This window comes from Streptomyces sp. NPDC048185 (genome assembly GCF_043202495.1).
Lineage (GTDB): Bacteria > Actinomycetota > Actinomycetes > Streptomycetales > Streptomycetaceae > Streptomyces.
In genome coordinates this window covers 787,318-802,608 of record NZ_JBIDAN010000002.1, presented here as the reverse complement: position 1 = coordinate 802,608, position 15,291 = coordinate 787,318, and the positions used below count along the sequence as shown (strand labels likewise).

The following is a 15,291-nucleotide window of genomic DNA, read 5'->3' as shown; positions in this document are numbered from 1 at the left end:
TGCCACGCGAACGAAGTGAAGGCGATCTTCACGCCACCTTCACGAGTCGGGTCATGATAGACGACGGTCATACGATGTTGACGGCGTGGTGCAAGACGGTCGGACAGACCGTGGTGGCCTCAGGCGGACTCCAGTCTCTGGGCGTGGCGACCTGGCCGACTGGGAGGGCAGGTCGTCGGCCCCGACGGCGTCGCCGCCCATGGACTCAGCCTTCTTCGACGCGTTCTGTCTCGTCCCCACGCAGGCGGCGCGCTCGCTCGGCGATCTCGGTGGAGAGCATGCCCTTGACCGAGCTGGCCCGGTCGAGAGTTCCGTTGCCGAGGCTTCTGGCGGCACTGACGCCCTTCGCTCCTGACTCAAGTGCCTTGTCCTTCACCTCTGCCGCCGCTTCAACCCAGCGTCTCGCCTCAGGCGACCGGAGACCGGATTCGATCCCTAGCCGCGCGTGGAAGTCATGGACGCCGGTCACCACATGATTGCTCGACTGGACCACGACCGGGGACTTGGCCGGGTGCAGCAACACCTTCGCGTTGGCCGCTTCGGCAGCCGATTTCATCCGGTCCACCAGACGCTCGGTACTCCGCGAGATGAGATTCAGCCGGTTCTCCCGTGCAGCCCGAAGCCCGAGGCGATGCCGGTCCAGCTGATCCGGGTTCGCGTCCAGCACTCGGTCGAGTTCGAGCACGGCGACCGCGTCCTGCAGTTGGAAGCAGCGAGCCAGAACAGCGAGCCACTCCCGCACTTTGGGCTCGACTTCCCTGACCGTCGTGGCGAGGTCACCGATCTTGGGTTTGCTTTCCAGCTTCTCGGCCAGAGCGTCGAGTTGACGCAATGCATATGCCTGGGTTTCCGCGATCGTCGTCGGAGCGGCCTGCACCTTCGACCACGTGACCTCGGAGACTCGGCCCACCTGCTCTCGGATGGTCATGGTCTCCTCGATCACGAGATCCATTCCGATCATGCGGGACAGCACGGCGTCCTTCTGGGCGCGGAGCACGTCGTCGACCTTCTCGTCGATCGTGGCGAGGTAGTCGGTGATCTCGTCCATGGTCTGTTGCATGGAGAGCTGTGTCATGATCCCCGCGACACCAGCCAGGCGCGCAGGATTGACCAGGGACGAGCCGACTCCCTTGTCGATCTGGAGCCAGTTCTTGATCGAGCCAGGTCTCCCCACCATCGCATGGCTGATCCCTGGCGTCTTGCTTTCCATCAGCCCGAACTTCCTGACACGCTCCGCGGACTCCTTGGTCAGCTTCACCCAGCGACCGGAGTCGGCGGCGATATCCGAACCTGCCTGCGCGACCGCCGCCCCGGTATCGAAGACGGACTTGAGTCGTCGCACTCCGTGATCTTTCGACGGCAGTCTCTCCGAGGCGAGGAAGCGTTCGACATCCGTCGCACTCCCGATGACCGCCAGCCCATCACCGTCACTGACCAGCTGAAGCTCGTTGTCCATGGCCCGCTCCTGAAGTAGTTTCTGAGGTGGTCGGGGTGCGCGCGGCGATCGCCGGGCGGTCACGTGGGGGGTGTGGTATCCGCAGAGCGCGCGGATGCGGACCTCGTTGGCCGCCAGCTCATCGGAGAAGTCCAGCGACAGCTGGTTGAAGGGACCCGCCGGCGGGCGCCCTCGTGGGGAATAGGCGCGCCGGGGCCGAACTCGTGGATACCGCACGGCCGGCGCGCTCCCCGGAACCTGAAAGTCTCCGGCCCGGCGGACCGTTCCCGTGTTGACCCCCGCCGATGAACTGCCCGGTGCGGGATCTGCCGTCGATGAGCTCGCGCCTCATTGCCGCCCCCTTCGTTCTGCCTGAGCCACATCAGTCGGAGCCGTCGTGTTCTCACGTTGCGTTGCGCACCCCTGACCCACTGTCAGGTATGGGGCGGAAGTAACGTACACCAAGTGAGAACGCTTGTGAACGCGTTGATATTGTCAACGTGCTACCGATAAGCTCTCCTGTGTTCTTGCATTGGGGGTGGAGGCCGTGGAGCGTCATGCGACTGGGGAGTCCGGCGCGCCCGTGTCGAGGGCCGTGCTGGGTGAACTGCTCAAGCGACTGCGGCGAGTCGCGGTCGACGGCGCAGTGCCGGAAGGTGAGTTCGTTGGAGGCGTACGCGCACTCGGTCTGGACGGAGATGAGCAGGCGCGGTTGCGCGCCGAACTGGCGCGGATGGGTCTTCCGGTGCGGGATTTGCGCATGCACGTCGAGATCGACTCACGCAACAGTGAAAAGGTTGTACGTGCCAGTGAAGGAAACGTGACCGAGCGTGGGAGGCTGGCTCGCGCTCTGCTGTCGCGGTACGAGGACGACAGGGGGCAGGTGTCGTCCCGGGCTCTGGAAGGCGTCGTGCGCCTGGCAGGCCTTGATGTCCGAGAAGCGGCGGAATTGCGGACGGGAGCGGCTGTCCGGCCTGCTGCGAACACTGGCGGGACCGGCAGCTCCGAGCTAGCAGCGGATCCCGGGGCAGTGGAGGAGGCCACTGCGGCGCCCGCGGACGGCAAGGACGTCGGCGTCCCGGCAGGAGAGCTCGCCGACGCGGTGGCGGCCGCCCTCGCCGTGCTGAAGACCGACCGCTACGAGCGACGGGCGAGCAATCGGCTGTTGAGTGCCGAAGCGGAAGTGGGACTGGCCGTCCTGGTGCGCGGCGGCGTGGAACGGATCGCCCAGGAGCCGGGCGAGGAGGAGCTCACCGGTCTACCGCGGGACGATGTGCGAGTGCGAGCTCGTGACTGCTTGGTCATCCACAACCTGAGACTGGTGCACTCGCTTGTGCGCCCGCACCTGGAACAGGGGCTCGACTACGACGACCTGGTGCAGCACGGCGCGCTGGGACTCATGCGGGCCGCACGGAAGTTCGACCCGACCATGGGCAACAAGTTCTCCACTTACGCCACCTGGTGGATCCGGCAGGCCATCACCCGGGCCATCGCCGACGAAGGGGCGCTGATCCGGATCCCGGTGCACATGCACGAACAGATGCGCAAGGTGGCCAGGGCTGAACGAACTCTCGTGGCGGAGGGACGGCCGGCGAGCGACGCCGACGTCGCGGTGCGCTGTGACATCACCCTGCAGAAGGTGCAGGAGATCCGCCGCCTCACCCGACGCACCGACTCCCTGGACCGTGTCATCGGAGACGGCGCGACCCTGGCGGACTTCGTGGGGCAGGCCCATTTCCTGCCGTCCGTGGAGAAGCAGGTGGTGGGGGACCTGTTCGTGGCGGACGTGCTGGCAGTGGTCGACACGTTCACCGAACGGGAGGCGAGGATCCTTGTGCGGCGTCTCGGGCTCGACGGGGACGACCCATCGACGCTGGACGAGCTCGGTAGCGAGTTCGGCGTCACACGGGAGCGCATCCGGCAGATCGAGGGCAAGGCACGCCCCGTCCTGCAGGCGCGGATGCGCGGAGCCGGCCTGATCGGTCTGGACGCCGCGTGCGAGGAGGCCGAACGGGCGGCGGAGAAGGCGGCCGAAGCGGTGCGAGTCGCACGGTACGTCCGTGCTACCCATGCCGCCCGGACCGCCCGGGCCCGGCTCGCCCTTCGCAGGGCCAGGGCGGAACGCCTTGCCCGTACTGCCGAGGGAAAGGCGCAGGCGGCTCCGGCCTCGGAGCCGACCGCGGTCGAGGAGGCGAGGGAGGAGAACAGCGGTGCGCCGATCGCCGAGGCGGTGGTTCTGACCGAGCAGGTTTCACAGGTCCGAGAGACCACACGGCCCGGAACGCCGGATGTGGTCGTCGCTGACTGGGAGCGTGCCTGCCGCTTGGCGAAGGAGCCGTCGGGCCAGAGCTGGCTCGCCGAGTACGCGCTCGCGGCTGTGGGGCACGAAGGTCTGGTGGCGTACCTAGGACGACCCGCGGCCGACGCGGTCGTGCGTGTCGCCCGGCACCGGGAGCCGGCTGATCGTCCGGTGCTGATGGCACTCGAAGTGCTTCGCCGCATCTTCGACCACGTCGCGGATGCGGGGCTGCGTCCCGAGGACTTCTTCGACCGGCCCACCGAGTCACCTCGCGGAGTAACCCCTCGTGCCTACCTTGCGAACAGGCCGTTGGTGAACGGCGAGTCGCGACTGGCTGTGCGGGACGCCCTGCGGGAGTTCCTCGCCACACTGCCTCCCAGTCTTCCGGGAGCGGAAGAACCAGAGCGTGTGCAGGAGACGGAACGCTTGGTGGAGACGCAGGGCGCGGAGGACGTGGAGGCGGCGCAGGAGTCCGACGGGCCGGCGCCGGTGGGGTCGAACGTGCACGAGGAGCCTTCACTCGACACAGACACAGACACAGACACAGAGGCGGGAGCGGGCCTGGGTCCGCACACGCACACCGATTCGGTCGATCCGGAAGCCGCCGTGGCCGAGCCCTCCATCTCCTCGGGAGCGCCGCAATTCACCGCTGACTGGGACAGGGCCCTGAAGCTGACGCGGCCGCCCTTGGGCGGGGGCGTGGTCTGGCTCGCCGAGTACGCTCTGCTGGCCCTGGGACACGTGCAAGTGGCCGCGCTGCTGGGCTCGCCCGCCGCGGGTGCCGTGGTGCGGGCGGCCCGGCATCGAGGGACGCTCGACCGCCCTGTGGTCGAGGCACTCGAAGTGCTCAGGGAAGTCGTCGACGCGGTGAGGGACCGGGGACTCCGGCCGGAGCGCTTCTTCGAGTGTGCCGCCGATGCGCTGACCGGCGCCACGCCGCGGGAGTACCTGGTCACGCGTCCCTTGGTGAGTGCCGAGTCGCGCCGCGCCGTGCGGGACGCCCTGGGGGAGTTCGTCGCGACCCGCCCGGTACGCACGGACCCTGCGCCCAGGCACGGCGAGGGCGACGTCAGTACTTCCGGGGATCAGACGGCCGACGCAGGCGGCGCACGTCCGGCGACGTCCGCCGTGCAGACTGCTCCGGCCGAGCAGTCACAAGTCGGCCTCGACGCGATGCTCGTCGAGACTCACACTCGGCACGAGGCCGGGACCGCCCTGCTGGCACAGGAGTACGAGCGTCGGCTGAGCGAGGAGCGAAACAGGTCCGACGAGCGCGTCGCCGCCGTCCGGGCAGAGGGCGAGCGGCAGCTCGACGCGCTGGAAGAGGAACTGCTGCACCGTGCGGACAGGGCCCGGGAGCGGCACGAGAAGCATGTGCGGCGCCAGGCCGACGAGCGTCTCGCGCGACTGAAGGAGCAGCACCAGGAAGCGTACGAGGCGTTGCTGCACAGAGCCGAGCGAGCCGAGGAGGCCGCCCGACAGGTGGCCGGCACTGAGGAGCGGGCGCAGGAGCTGGAGCAGAGACTGCGCGAGTACCGTGAAAGTACCGAGGCCCGTATCGGAGACCTTGAGGCACAGCTGCGGGACGCCCAGACGGCCGCTGCCGAGCGCGAACGTGCCGCCGGGGCGTGGGCCGCCGAGCTGGAGACCAGGTTGCGGCAGGCGGAGGCGGCCGCAACCGAGCGTGAGCGCGCCGTCGCGTCGGCACGGGAGGAGTACCGCCAAGGTGCCCAGCTACGAATCGCCGAGGCGGAGGCGCGGCTGCGAGAGGCCGAGGCGGCGCTGACGCAGCGAGACCTGTTTGTCGAGGCGGCCCGTCGGCGCGCCGAGGAGGCCGAACAGGAGGCGACACAGCGCATCGCGCAGAGCGAGCACAACGCATGGCTGCGCATCACCGACCTGCAGACGCAGCTCGGCACCATGCAGGCAGAACTGGCCGCGGCGCAGGAGGCGGCCCAGAGCCGTACGTCGCTCCGGGACCGCTGGCGCCGGGGCTGAGCCGGCCGTCCGCCGATCAGCACTCCCGTCCGCAAACATCACAGTCACGACCACCAGGAACGCCATGGATCCCCGACAGGAACTCGTCTCCTACCTCCGACGGCAACTCGTCGGTCCGGCCGGCGGTGAACACGAGACGCTCGACGCCCCACCCGACCGGCAGTACCTCATGGGCACGCTGTACCCGCAGGAAGCAGATCTTCAGCGGCAGTTGGACGCCGCTGCCGAGGAACCGGAAGGCGCCGGCACGGAACGCCGGGCCGAGGACACCGCGCCTGCCGTGGATCCGGTTCCCGAGTCCAACTCCTGGCTGCCCTCGTCCCTCGGCTTCAGCTTCTACACCGATGCGGACACCGTGGAGGTCGGCTGCTCCGCCGCCCGCTACGAGACCCGCGCGCGCACCGGGGAACGCGGCCGGAACTGGCAGCGGATCCCTCTGACCACGGAGACGCACCGGCTCTCCCTGGACCAGGACCAGGTCGAGGTCCTTGAAGGACGAGCTGAACTTCGCGTCCGGTGGCGCGCGTTCGGGGCCGGGCGGCTCGTCACCGTCGCGCTGGTCAATTCCGCCCTCCACGAACCGGACCTCGGCAAGACCGCCCACTGGGACCGAATGCTGTTCCAGGTGGAGCTGCGGGCACGTCCCGTGGACGGCAGGGTGCTCCAGTACCCGAGCGTACGCCTGGCCAGCCGTGACCCCGAGGAGCAGGAACTCCGGCTCCAGTACCGGCACGTCCGCACGCATGCCGTCGGCCACGGGTGCGCGGTCGCGGAGCGGTACGACGACGCCGGGGAGCGGGTGGCCGAACTGAGCGCCGCCGTCATGCCGGAGACCGAGGTCACCGGTGTGCGGGCCGCGGGACTCAGCGGCGCTCCGGTGCTGGAGCTCCTCCACCTCGCCGATCCGACCGTGTCGGTCGATCAACTTCAAGAGGAACTGGCCGAGTTCGCCGCCGACTACCGAGCCTGGTACGTGGGGCAGCTGAACGAGGACGTGCCGGAGTGGGGGCGCGAGGCCGCAGAACGCGTCCTCGGCCGTATCGGTACGGCTGTCGCCCGGATCGAGTCGGGCGTCCGCACCCTCTGCGATCCCCGTCGCCCCGAACTGCTGCACGCCTTCCGTGCCGCGAACCGTGCGATGGCCTTGCAGATGCGCCATTCGGCGCCCGACCTCGCGGGAGCCCGGCGCTCACCCCGGGAAGCCGTACCGCCTGACCCGGAGCCTTATCCCGGGGCCACCTGGCGCCCCTTCCAGCTGGCGTTCTTCCTGCTGGCCGTGGACGGCATGGCAGACCCGCGGCACGCGGACCGGGCCGTGACGGATCTGATCTGGTTCCCGACCGGCGGTGGCAAGACCGAGGCGTATCTGCTCCTGGCCGCCTTCGCGATGGTGCTGCGGCGCGGGGAACCGGACGGCGGAGGCACCGCGGTGCTCAGCCGGTACACCCTCAGCCTGCTCACCACGCAGCAGTTCCAGCGTGCCGCCACCACTGTCTGCGCCCTGGAGACGCTGCGCCGCGCGGACCCCGCGGTGTACGGCGCGGAGCCGTTCTCCATCGGCCTGTGGGTGGGCGAGACGACCACCCCCAACACCTACGAGAAGGCCCGCACGGCCTTCGACAACGTTCGTCAGGCGGCCCAGCCCGACGACGTCTTCATCCTCGACCGCTGCCCGTGGTGCGGCACGCGCATCCTGCCCGTCCACAAGTCACCTGACATCGGTGACTACGGAGTGCGTGCCGCAGCCGACTCCTTCGCCTTCTTCTGCCCGAGGAAGGAGTGTGTCTTCCACGACGAACTGCCCGTCGCCGTCGTGGACGAGCACCTCTACAACCGTCCACCGACATTCGTTCTCGGAACCGTGGACAAGTTCGCCCGACTCGCCTGGGAACCGCGCGCGGGACGACTGTTCGGCTCGGGCGCAGCGAGCGGCACAGGAGGGAATCTCCCGCCGTCACTCATCATCCAGGACGAGCTGCACCTGCTCACCGGCCCGCTCGGTACCACCGTCGGGCTGTATGAGTCGGCGGTTCTCGGGCTGTGCGTCCGTCCCGATGGCACGGGCCCCAAGGTGGTGGCGTCCACGGCGACCATCCGCCGCTCCGGGGAACAGGTGCGCGCGCTGTACGGTGGCGGTGTCCAGCTCTTCCCGCCCGCCGGACTCGACGCCCGCCACTCCTACTTCGCGGAACCCGACACATCCCGCCCCGGTCGCCGCTACCTCGGGGTCATGGCCCAGGGCCACACGGCCGGCCGTGCCGCCGTCGCGACGGCGGCCACCCTGCTGCAGGGCGCGTGGGAACTGCCCGAGGAGCACCGGGACGCCTATTGGACGCTGGTGGCCTACCACCACAGCCTGCGCGAGCTCGGCCGCACGGTCACCGCCGCGGCTGACGACATCCCCGCCCAGCTCGCCGGGCTCGACACCGGCAGCGGAGTGAGAGCGCTGCCGGACGGTCAGGTACAGGAACTGACCAGCAACCTTCCGCGCGCTGAGCAGCCCGTCCTGCTGGACCGCCTGGAGAAGAACTGGGACGACCCGCAGTCGGTGTCCTTCCTGCCCTGCACGAACATGCTCTCCGTGGGGGTCGACGTCAAACGGCTGGCCCTGATGCTCATGCAGGGACAGCCCAAGACGACCGCCGAGTACATCCAGGCCACCAGCCGTGTGGGCCGGCACACCGTCCCAGGGCTCGTCGTGACGTTCTTCAACGCGACCAGGCCCAGAGACCGTTCGCATTACGAGACCTTCGACGTGTACCACCGGTCGCTGTACCGGCACGTCGAGCCGACCAGCGTCACCCCCTGGTCCGTGCCCTCCCGGCGGCGCGCGCTGCACGCCGCACTCGTCGTCCTCGTACGGCACCGGCTCGGACTCGCCGCCGAGAATCAGGCAGGACACCTGCTGCACCGCCTGCCCGAGGCCGAGGCGCTCGCCGAGGAGTTGGCCGCACGCGCCGAGGCTGCCGAACCGACGGCCGGTGACGCGGTCCGCAAGGAACTCGCCGGTCTGATCGCCGACTGGGAGGACGCAGCCCGGGAAGCCCGCAAGGACGGTCGCGACCTCTACTACCGGAGCCAGGGCAAGGGCCAGTCCAACCTGATCAAGAGCTTCGAGCAGAACTACGGCCTGTGGGAGACGCCGAACTCCATGCGCAATGTGGACCGGGAATGCCAGGTGACAGTGAAGGGAGCCGACCTGTGAGCCGCACACTGCGGGTACGCCAGTCGCAGACGGTGGTGCCGTTCGGAGTCGGGGCCGTCTTCGACATCCAGGGCGAGTCCTTCGTCGCCACCGGCATCGGGGACTGGCCGGGCAAGGCCAAGCAGAGGGTCGAATCGGCCCGCCTGGCCTCCCGCCTGGGCGTCACCGGTTTCTACGCCGCCCCGGCGGCAGCCAACGACCGCTTCGACGCCCCGGACGCACCGGGAGCGCCGTACATCCGCTTCCCGGCCTGGCTGTTCTGCGGATCTTGCCGCCGGATGAAGCGCTGGCGGATCGCCGACGAGAAGCCCGGGCAGCCGCCGCGCTGCCCGTCGTGCTCGCCGGCCCGGACGCTGGCGCCCATGCGGTTCGTGCAGATCTGCCAGGCCGGACACCTCAGTGACGTCGACTGGTGGTTCTGGGCTCATTCACGGCGCGACGCCGGGGAACGGCGAAGGTGCGAGGAACGCGACAGACTGCGCTTCCTGGTCTCCGAACGGGCCTCCGGCCTCGAGGCGCTCTCCGTCGCCTGCACGGCCAAGGGCTGCGGCGCGTCCCGGGACCTGCTCGACATCCTCGGCACGCACGGCATGCGCTGCTCGGGACGCAATCCGTGGCAGCGGGCGAACGAACGAGTGGAGTGCACCCGGCCCGTGCAGATCGTGCAGCGCACGGCCGGGAACCTGTACTACCCGATCGTTCACTCGGCGCTCGACATCCCCGAGACCGAGGTACCGGCCACGCAGGGGGACGACGCTGTTGCCACGAAGGTGCGGGAACACGACCTGTGGGTGTCGCTGTGCCGGGTGGCCGCCACACCACGCGCCGCCGTGTTCCGGACGATGATCCAGGAGGACACCGGTGCCGACGACGTCCTGCTGGACACGCTGATCGCCGAGGAGACGGGACAGGCGCAGCCTTCTTCGGCCACCCCGTCGTCCGACGCGCAGACCGCTCCCGCCCGTCCCGACCTCAGCCGCGAGGAGTGGGTGGCCTTCACTGCGCCCGTCCCGCCCGCCACCCGGGACTTCGCGCTGCGCGAGACCACCCTCGGCCTGGCCGGGGAGACCGCCAACCCGTGGGCCGCCCTCAGCCGCCGCTTCGGCAGGATCGTCCTCGCCGACAGGCTCCGTGAGGTGCGCGCCCTGTCCGGCTTCACCCGGGTGTCCCCGGACGCGACATCCGTACCTGCCGACACGTCCCGCCGCCTCAAGTGGCTGCCGGCCGTTGAGGTGTTCGGCGAGGGCATCTTCCTGACCCTGGACCAGAGCGAACTGACGGCCTGGGAGAAGGAGCGGAACGTGCGGCAGCGCGTCGCCGGTATGCGGACCGATCTCGGCCGCTCCTTCCAGCGGGACCGCCTGGAGGCCCTGACGGGACCCGATCTCGCCCCGCGTTTCGTACTCCTTCACACACTCGCCCACCTCCTCATCCGCCAGCTCTCCTTCGAGTCCGGATACACCACGGCGAGCCTGCGCGAACGGATCTACGCACGCCCCGAGCAGGACCAGTACGGCATCCTCGTCTACACCGCCGCGGGCGATGCCGAGGGAACCCTCGGCGGGCTCGTCCGCCAGGGGGAGCCACCCCGACTGGCAGAAACTCTGCTGCGCATGACCGAGGCCGCCGCGTGGTGCTCGGCCGATCCGCTCTGCGCCGAGCACACCGGCCAGGGCTTCGGCAACCTCAACCGCGCCGCCTGCCACGCCTGCGCCCTTCTGCCCGAGACCAGCTGCGAGACGGGTAACACCCTCCTGGACCGCGCCTTGGTCGTCGGCGGCGGGCACGTGCCCGGCTACCTGGAGCCCATCGTCGCCGCCGCACGCGCCGCGGCCGCCGACGCACTGGAGCGGGCATGACCCTCACCTACCTCGATCTCACCCCAGAGCAACGGGCCGGTCTCGACGACCTGCCCTTCGACGGCAACCATCTGATCAGCGGCCCGCCGGGCAGCGGCAAAAGCCTGCTGGCGGCACAGCGGGCCGTCATGCTCGCCCTCACCGGCCCCCCCGTCACCCTGCTCACCCGCTCGAACCTGCTGCGCCAGTCGCTGGCCGCGACGGTCCACGCACTGGGCCCCGCCGACCGGGGAGCCCGTGTCGCGACCGCGCACACGTGGCTCACCGAGTGGTACGGCGGCAAGGCTCCCCGCAGCGCCGACGGCTGGTACGACTGGAACGCGCTGTTCGACCGAGCCGCCGAGACCGGCCCGGTCCCCGGCCTCACCCTGGTCGTCGACGAGGGCCAGGACCTGCCACCGGAGTTCTACCTGCTCTGCCGGATACTCCAGGCCCGCACCACGGTCTACGCGGACGAATGCCAGCGTCTGACCGACACCAACTCGACACTCGACGAAATTGCCCGGAACCTCGGCCGGTGCGCCCGCCACACACTCGAGGGAAACCACCGCAACACCGAACAGATCGCCTCCTTCGCCGCGCACTTCCACACCGGAGCAGGCGTGCCGGGCCTGCCCGGCCGGCAGGGACCGCCGCCGCGGCTCCACCGTTTCCACGAGCGCGGCGCCGCGGACCTGGTTGCCGTGCTGGCGGAGCGGCACCCCAGGGACACCATCGGCGTGATCGTGGGTTCGAAACACGCCCAGTTCTCGCTGCTGGGCAGCCTGTCCCGTCGGGCGCCACGGCTGAAGCCGCAGTTGTACACGTCCGAGGCGAAAGGCGGCCAGTACCGCAACCTCGACCTCGGACGCCCGGGCATCGTCATCGTCCACCGGGCCAGTGCCAAGGGGCTCGGCTTCGACACGGTCGTCATCCCCGACACGCACATCGACGGGGCCGTCGACCCCTCGTCCGCCGCCCTGCGCATGACGTACTACGTCCTTGCGACCAGAGCCCGGCGCGAGCTCCACCTCGGCTACGAAGGGGAATCGGAACCCCCGCTGCTGGCGCAGGTGGGGAAGGGCGAGCTGATGCGCGGCTGACCGGGGCGACGGACGCCGTCATCCTGTCTGCGACCCGCACGTCGGTCCGTGTCGTGACGGCTGGTTGACTGCACCCGTTCGGGCTGTCGACAGCGAGCCACCCCCCAGGTGGGTGCCGTGCCGGGCATGCCATGGCGTGCATCGAGGGAAGTGAACGTGGAGCAGTTCGCCGCGGGCAAGGTTCTGCGCAGCAGGTACCGGCTGGACCGGATTCTCGGCAGAGGGGCGATGGGGCACGTCTGGCAGGGGACGGACGTGTACCTGGAGCGCCCTGTCGCGGTCAAGACCGTGGCCGCCGACCTGCTGGCTCTGCGGGACTGGCGTTCCACCGCACTGGCTCGCTTCGAGAGGGAGGCCAAGGCCGCGGCTCGTCTTGACCACGCGAACATCACCACGGTGTACGACGCCGCCGTCACCGAGGACGTCTGCTGCCTGGTGATGCAACTCGTCGACGGCACGACCCTCGACAACGTCATTGACGGCGCCGACGACGGGCGCCTGACCGTGCCCGCTGCGGTCTCCGTGGCCGCGCAGCTGTGCGCGGGGCTGTCGGCGGCGCACCAAGCCGGTCTCGTGCACCGCGACCTCAAGCCGCAGAACGTCATGGTCCGCTCCGACGGTCTGGTGAAGATTCTCGACTTCGGCCTGGTGAAGGTCCTCTCGGACACCGATCCGCAGCTCACCATGACGGGCGAAACCCTCGGCAACGTCGCCTATGCCTCGCCCGAACTCCTCTCCGGGGACAAGTCGTTGGACGGACGGAGTGACCTGTACGCGGTGGGCTGCCTCCTGCACCACATGCTCACCGGCCACCCTCCCTTCCGCAGCGAGCGCCCCGCGGAGCTGGTCACCCAGCACCTCACCGCGCCCCCGCCCCGGACGGTCGAGTACGGGGTCGAGGTCCCGGCGGTCCTCCAGGAACTGTCGCACGCACTGCTCGCCAAGCGAGCGGAGGACCGCCCCGCCGACGCGGCGGAAGCTTACGCGGCCCTCGCGCCGTATCTGCCTGCCCCCGATCCGGCTCTCGCGATCCGCAGGATGCCGCCGGAGGACCCCCGGCGGCCATTCCTCGTGCCCCAAGGGCCGATCGTGCCGCGTTAGCCGCAGTGGCCCGCGGCTCGATCCCGAGGGTGGTCATGCAGCAACCGAAGGCCTGACCTTGATCAGTTCCTCGAGGAAGGGGCTCGGCTCCCCGTGCCAGAAGATGTCCAGACTGTCCCGGGCGCGTGTGGCCGCCACGAAGAGCAGGGACCGAGCGCGCTGCATCTCCACTCGGTAGCGAGCCGGGTCCGTGGTCCGCCGCTGCTGGACACCTGCCCGTGGCACCAACCCGTCGGTCACCCCGGCGATGATCATGTGCTGGTACTCGAGCCCCTTGAACCGGAACATGGTGCCGATGTGGACGCCGCTGTCACCACGGGGGCCGTCCGGTCCGATCTCCAGCGCCCGGATTCCGTGCTGGGCCAGCGTGTAAGCGGCCTCGCTCGCCATCTGATTGGTGGGTACGGCGATCGCGATCTGCTCGTACGGCACCTGACCCCAGGATGCGATCAGCGCGGCGATCGCTTCGCGCTCGCCCTGCCATTCGTTGTTCGGGTGCAGATCCGGGATCGCGCCGCTGAGCACGGATCGGTACCCGGCGAGCGTCTCATTGCTGCCGTCGAGGTCGTCGTACGTCTCGTCACCGAGGACGTTCAGCGCGGAGCGCAGGATCTGCCGGGTGGTGCGGTAGCTCAACGACAGCTTCGACGAGCGGCCGCGGATGTTGATGCCGAGGCTGCCGAGGGTCACCTGGTTCTTGTAGATGCGCTGGTGCGTGTCGCCCACCAGGAAGAGGTCGTTGCGGTCCGGGGCGGTCATCGCGCGCAGCATCTTCCAGTGAGCGGGCCGCAGATCTTGCGCCTCGTCCACCACGATGTGCCGATACCTGTAGCGCAGCCAGCCCCCCGAACCGTCGGCCACATGGACGTTGTCCAGGCCGCCCGCTTCCTCCCGCTGACGGTCGATGGCCTGGATGCGCCGGGCCCGTTCCGCCTCCAGCTGTGCCGCTCGCTCCGCGACCTGGTCCCACGTCTGGACTCCGAGCCGGTCCAGGCGCTGGACGAACCGCTCGACGAGCTGCCAGATCTCGGCACGCTCGGCACGCGTGACCGTGCCTCCACGGCCGGCGCGGCGCGCCCTGAAGTACTCCGTGCGCGAGGTGACGGCCTGGCCGAGGATCACCTGCGTCCACTCGTCGTGCAGGAACTCCGCGTCCCAGCCGTCCTCGCCGAGCTCGTCGAGCAGCGAGCGCCATTCGCGGACCGCCTGCGCCTCGTCGACGATGCGTTTGCGGTTACCGGGTTCAGCTTCTCGGACCGTGCGCAACGCGAGCTGGTCGACGTGACTGATCTCGACGCGGGACAGCAGTGCCTCGCCCCCCAGGGCCAGCAGCCGGGAGCGCAGATCCACGGCGAGGTTCTTGTTGTACGTGGTCAGCAGGATCGGTTTGTTCCGACCGGCCGGGAGCCACTCGGCCAGGTGCTTGACCCGATGCAGCGCCACGATCGTCTTGCCCGTGCCGGGACCGCCGCCCACCCGCGCCGGACCGCTGTAGTCCCGCTTGACCAGCTTGGCCTGCGTGGGGTGCAGGAACACCTTCCATCGACCGAAGTCCTCTCCCTCCAGGGCATCGCGCAGCGCGTCGTCGGTCGTGGTGACGATGGTGGCGGGACGTTCGACCGCGGCGCTGAAGTCCTCGGGATCCACCGGCTCCGGCGTGGCGACAGGCCCGGTGACCTGCTCCAGGACGTCGTCGTACTCCTTGCCGTCGTACAGCGCGAGCAGTACTTCCCCGGTGAGCTGGGGCGCGTACTCGACGAGTCCGAGGAGCTGGTCCTCGGAGGTCAGCGCGGCGACGACCGGGATGAGGGAAGGAGCGACGCCGAGGTCTGTGAGTTCCTGTTCCGACCACTTCGCGAACAGCGGCCCGGGGGTGACCGGCGGGGCCGGACGGACAGCCTCGGCGGGCTGCACGGGCTCGGTGGGCCCGGCCGGCCGCGAAGACGGGGCACGGAGTACTTCCTCCTGCACGACCTGCAGGTCCACGTACTCGATACCGCCGGTGACGCGGTTGACCGAGTATGTCAGCCGGTCCAGATGCGCGTACACGTCCTTGCGGTGCTTGACCGAGACGATCAGCCAGTCGTCGTCGGCCAGGCGCAGCAGCAGCGCGCGGTACTCGTCGTTGATCCGGGCCGAGTACAGCTTGTCGTGGCCCTGCAGCTGTTTGAGGCGCAGGCCCGCGGAGTCGGGGTTGGTCTTGAACTTGTGCTGGAAGTCGTAGATCGCGCCCTTGACCGGGCGGGGGAGCCTCAGAATCTCCCGGTCCGCCTTGTCGAGCAGGCGCAGCGTCACGTTCTTGCCGGTCACGG

The 15,291-nt window shown here is 69.5% G+C and carries 7 protein-coding genes; 5 read left to right on the top strand and 2 right to left on the bottom strand.

What is annotated here, in order from left to right; translation table 11 throughout:
• Positions 1-205: 205 nt before the first annotated feature.
• Entirely contained in the window at positions 206-1,456 is a 1,251-nt protein-coding gene (locus ACGF3H_RS09540; protein WP_362488181.1) for a hypothetical protein, read from the bottom strand.
• Between the two features lie 574 nt (positions 1,457-2,030).
• On the opposite strand from ACGF3H_RS09540, the gene ACGF3H_RS09535 reads away from it, so the two are divergent.
• The 5 genes from ACGF3H_RS09535 to ACGF3H_RS09515 all read left to right on the top strand — a co-directional run bounded on the left by ACGF3H_RS09535 (position 2,031) and on the right by ACGF3H_RS09515 (position 12,979).
• Entirely contained in the window at positions 2,031-5,732 is a 3,702-nt protein-coding gene (locus ACGF3H_RS09535) for a sigma-70 family RNA polymerase sigma factor (RefSeq protein ID WP_393816466.1), read from the top strand.
• Positions 5,733-5,796: 64 nt separating this feature from the next.
• Positions 5,797-8,937, top strand: a complete 3,141-nt coding sequence (locus ACGF3H_RS09530; protein WP_362488185.1) for a helicase-related protein — start codon at positions 5,797-5,799, stop codon at positions 8,935-8,937.
• Positions 8,934-10,796, top strand: coding sequence for a DUF1998 domain-containing protein (locus tag ACGF3H_RS09525; RefSeq protein ID WP_362488187.1), 1,863 nt, complete (start codon positions 8,934-8,936; stop codon positions 10,794-10,796). Before ACGF3H_RS09530 ends, ACGF3H_RS09525 begins: the two co-directional genes overlap by 4 nt.
• A complete protein-coding gene (locus tag ACGF3H_RS09520) occupies positions 10,793-11,878 on the top strand; it encodes a DNA helicase (protein WP_362488189.1) in 1,086 nt (361 codons plus the stop codon). The genes ACGF3H_RS09525 and ACGF3H_RS09520 overlap by 4 nt, the downstream gene beginning before the upstream one ends.
• A gap of 156 nt (positions 11,879-12,034) precedes the next feature.
• Positions 12,035-12,979, top strand: coding sequence for a serine/threonine-protein kinase (locus ACGF3H_RS09515; RefSeq protein ID WP_362488191.1), 945 nt, complete (start codon positions 12,035-12,037; stop codon positions 12,977-12,979).
• Positions 12,980-13,012: 33 nt separating this feature from the next.
• Here the strand turns inward: ACGF3H_RS09515 and ACGF3H_RS09510 are convergent, their stop codons facing one another.
• Positions 13,013-15,289, bottom strand: coding sequence for a UvrD-helicase domain-containing protein (locus ACGF3H_RS09510; protein ID WP_362488193.1), 2,277 nt, complete (start codon positions 15,287-15,289; stop codon positions 13,013-13,015).
• Positions 15,290-15,291: the final 2 nt, after the last annotated feature.

Coding starts and splice junctions, on each gene's coding strand:
- ACGF3H_RS09540 (WP_362488181.1), bottom strand. CDS start 1,456: ATGGACAACGAGCTTCAGCTGGTCAGTGACGGTGATGGGCTGGCGGTC.
- ACGF3H_RS09530 (WP_362488185.1), top strand. CDS start 5,797: ATGGATCCCCGACAGGAACTCGTCTCCTACCTCCGACGGCAACTCGTC.
- ACGF3H_RS09520 (WP_362488189.1), top strand. CDS start 10,793: ATGACCCTCACCTACCTCGATCTCACCCCAGAGCAACGGGCCGGTCTC.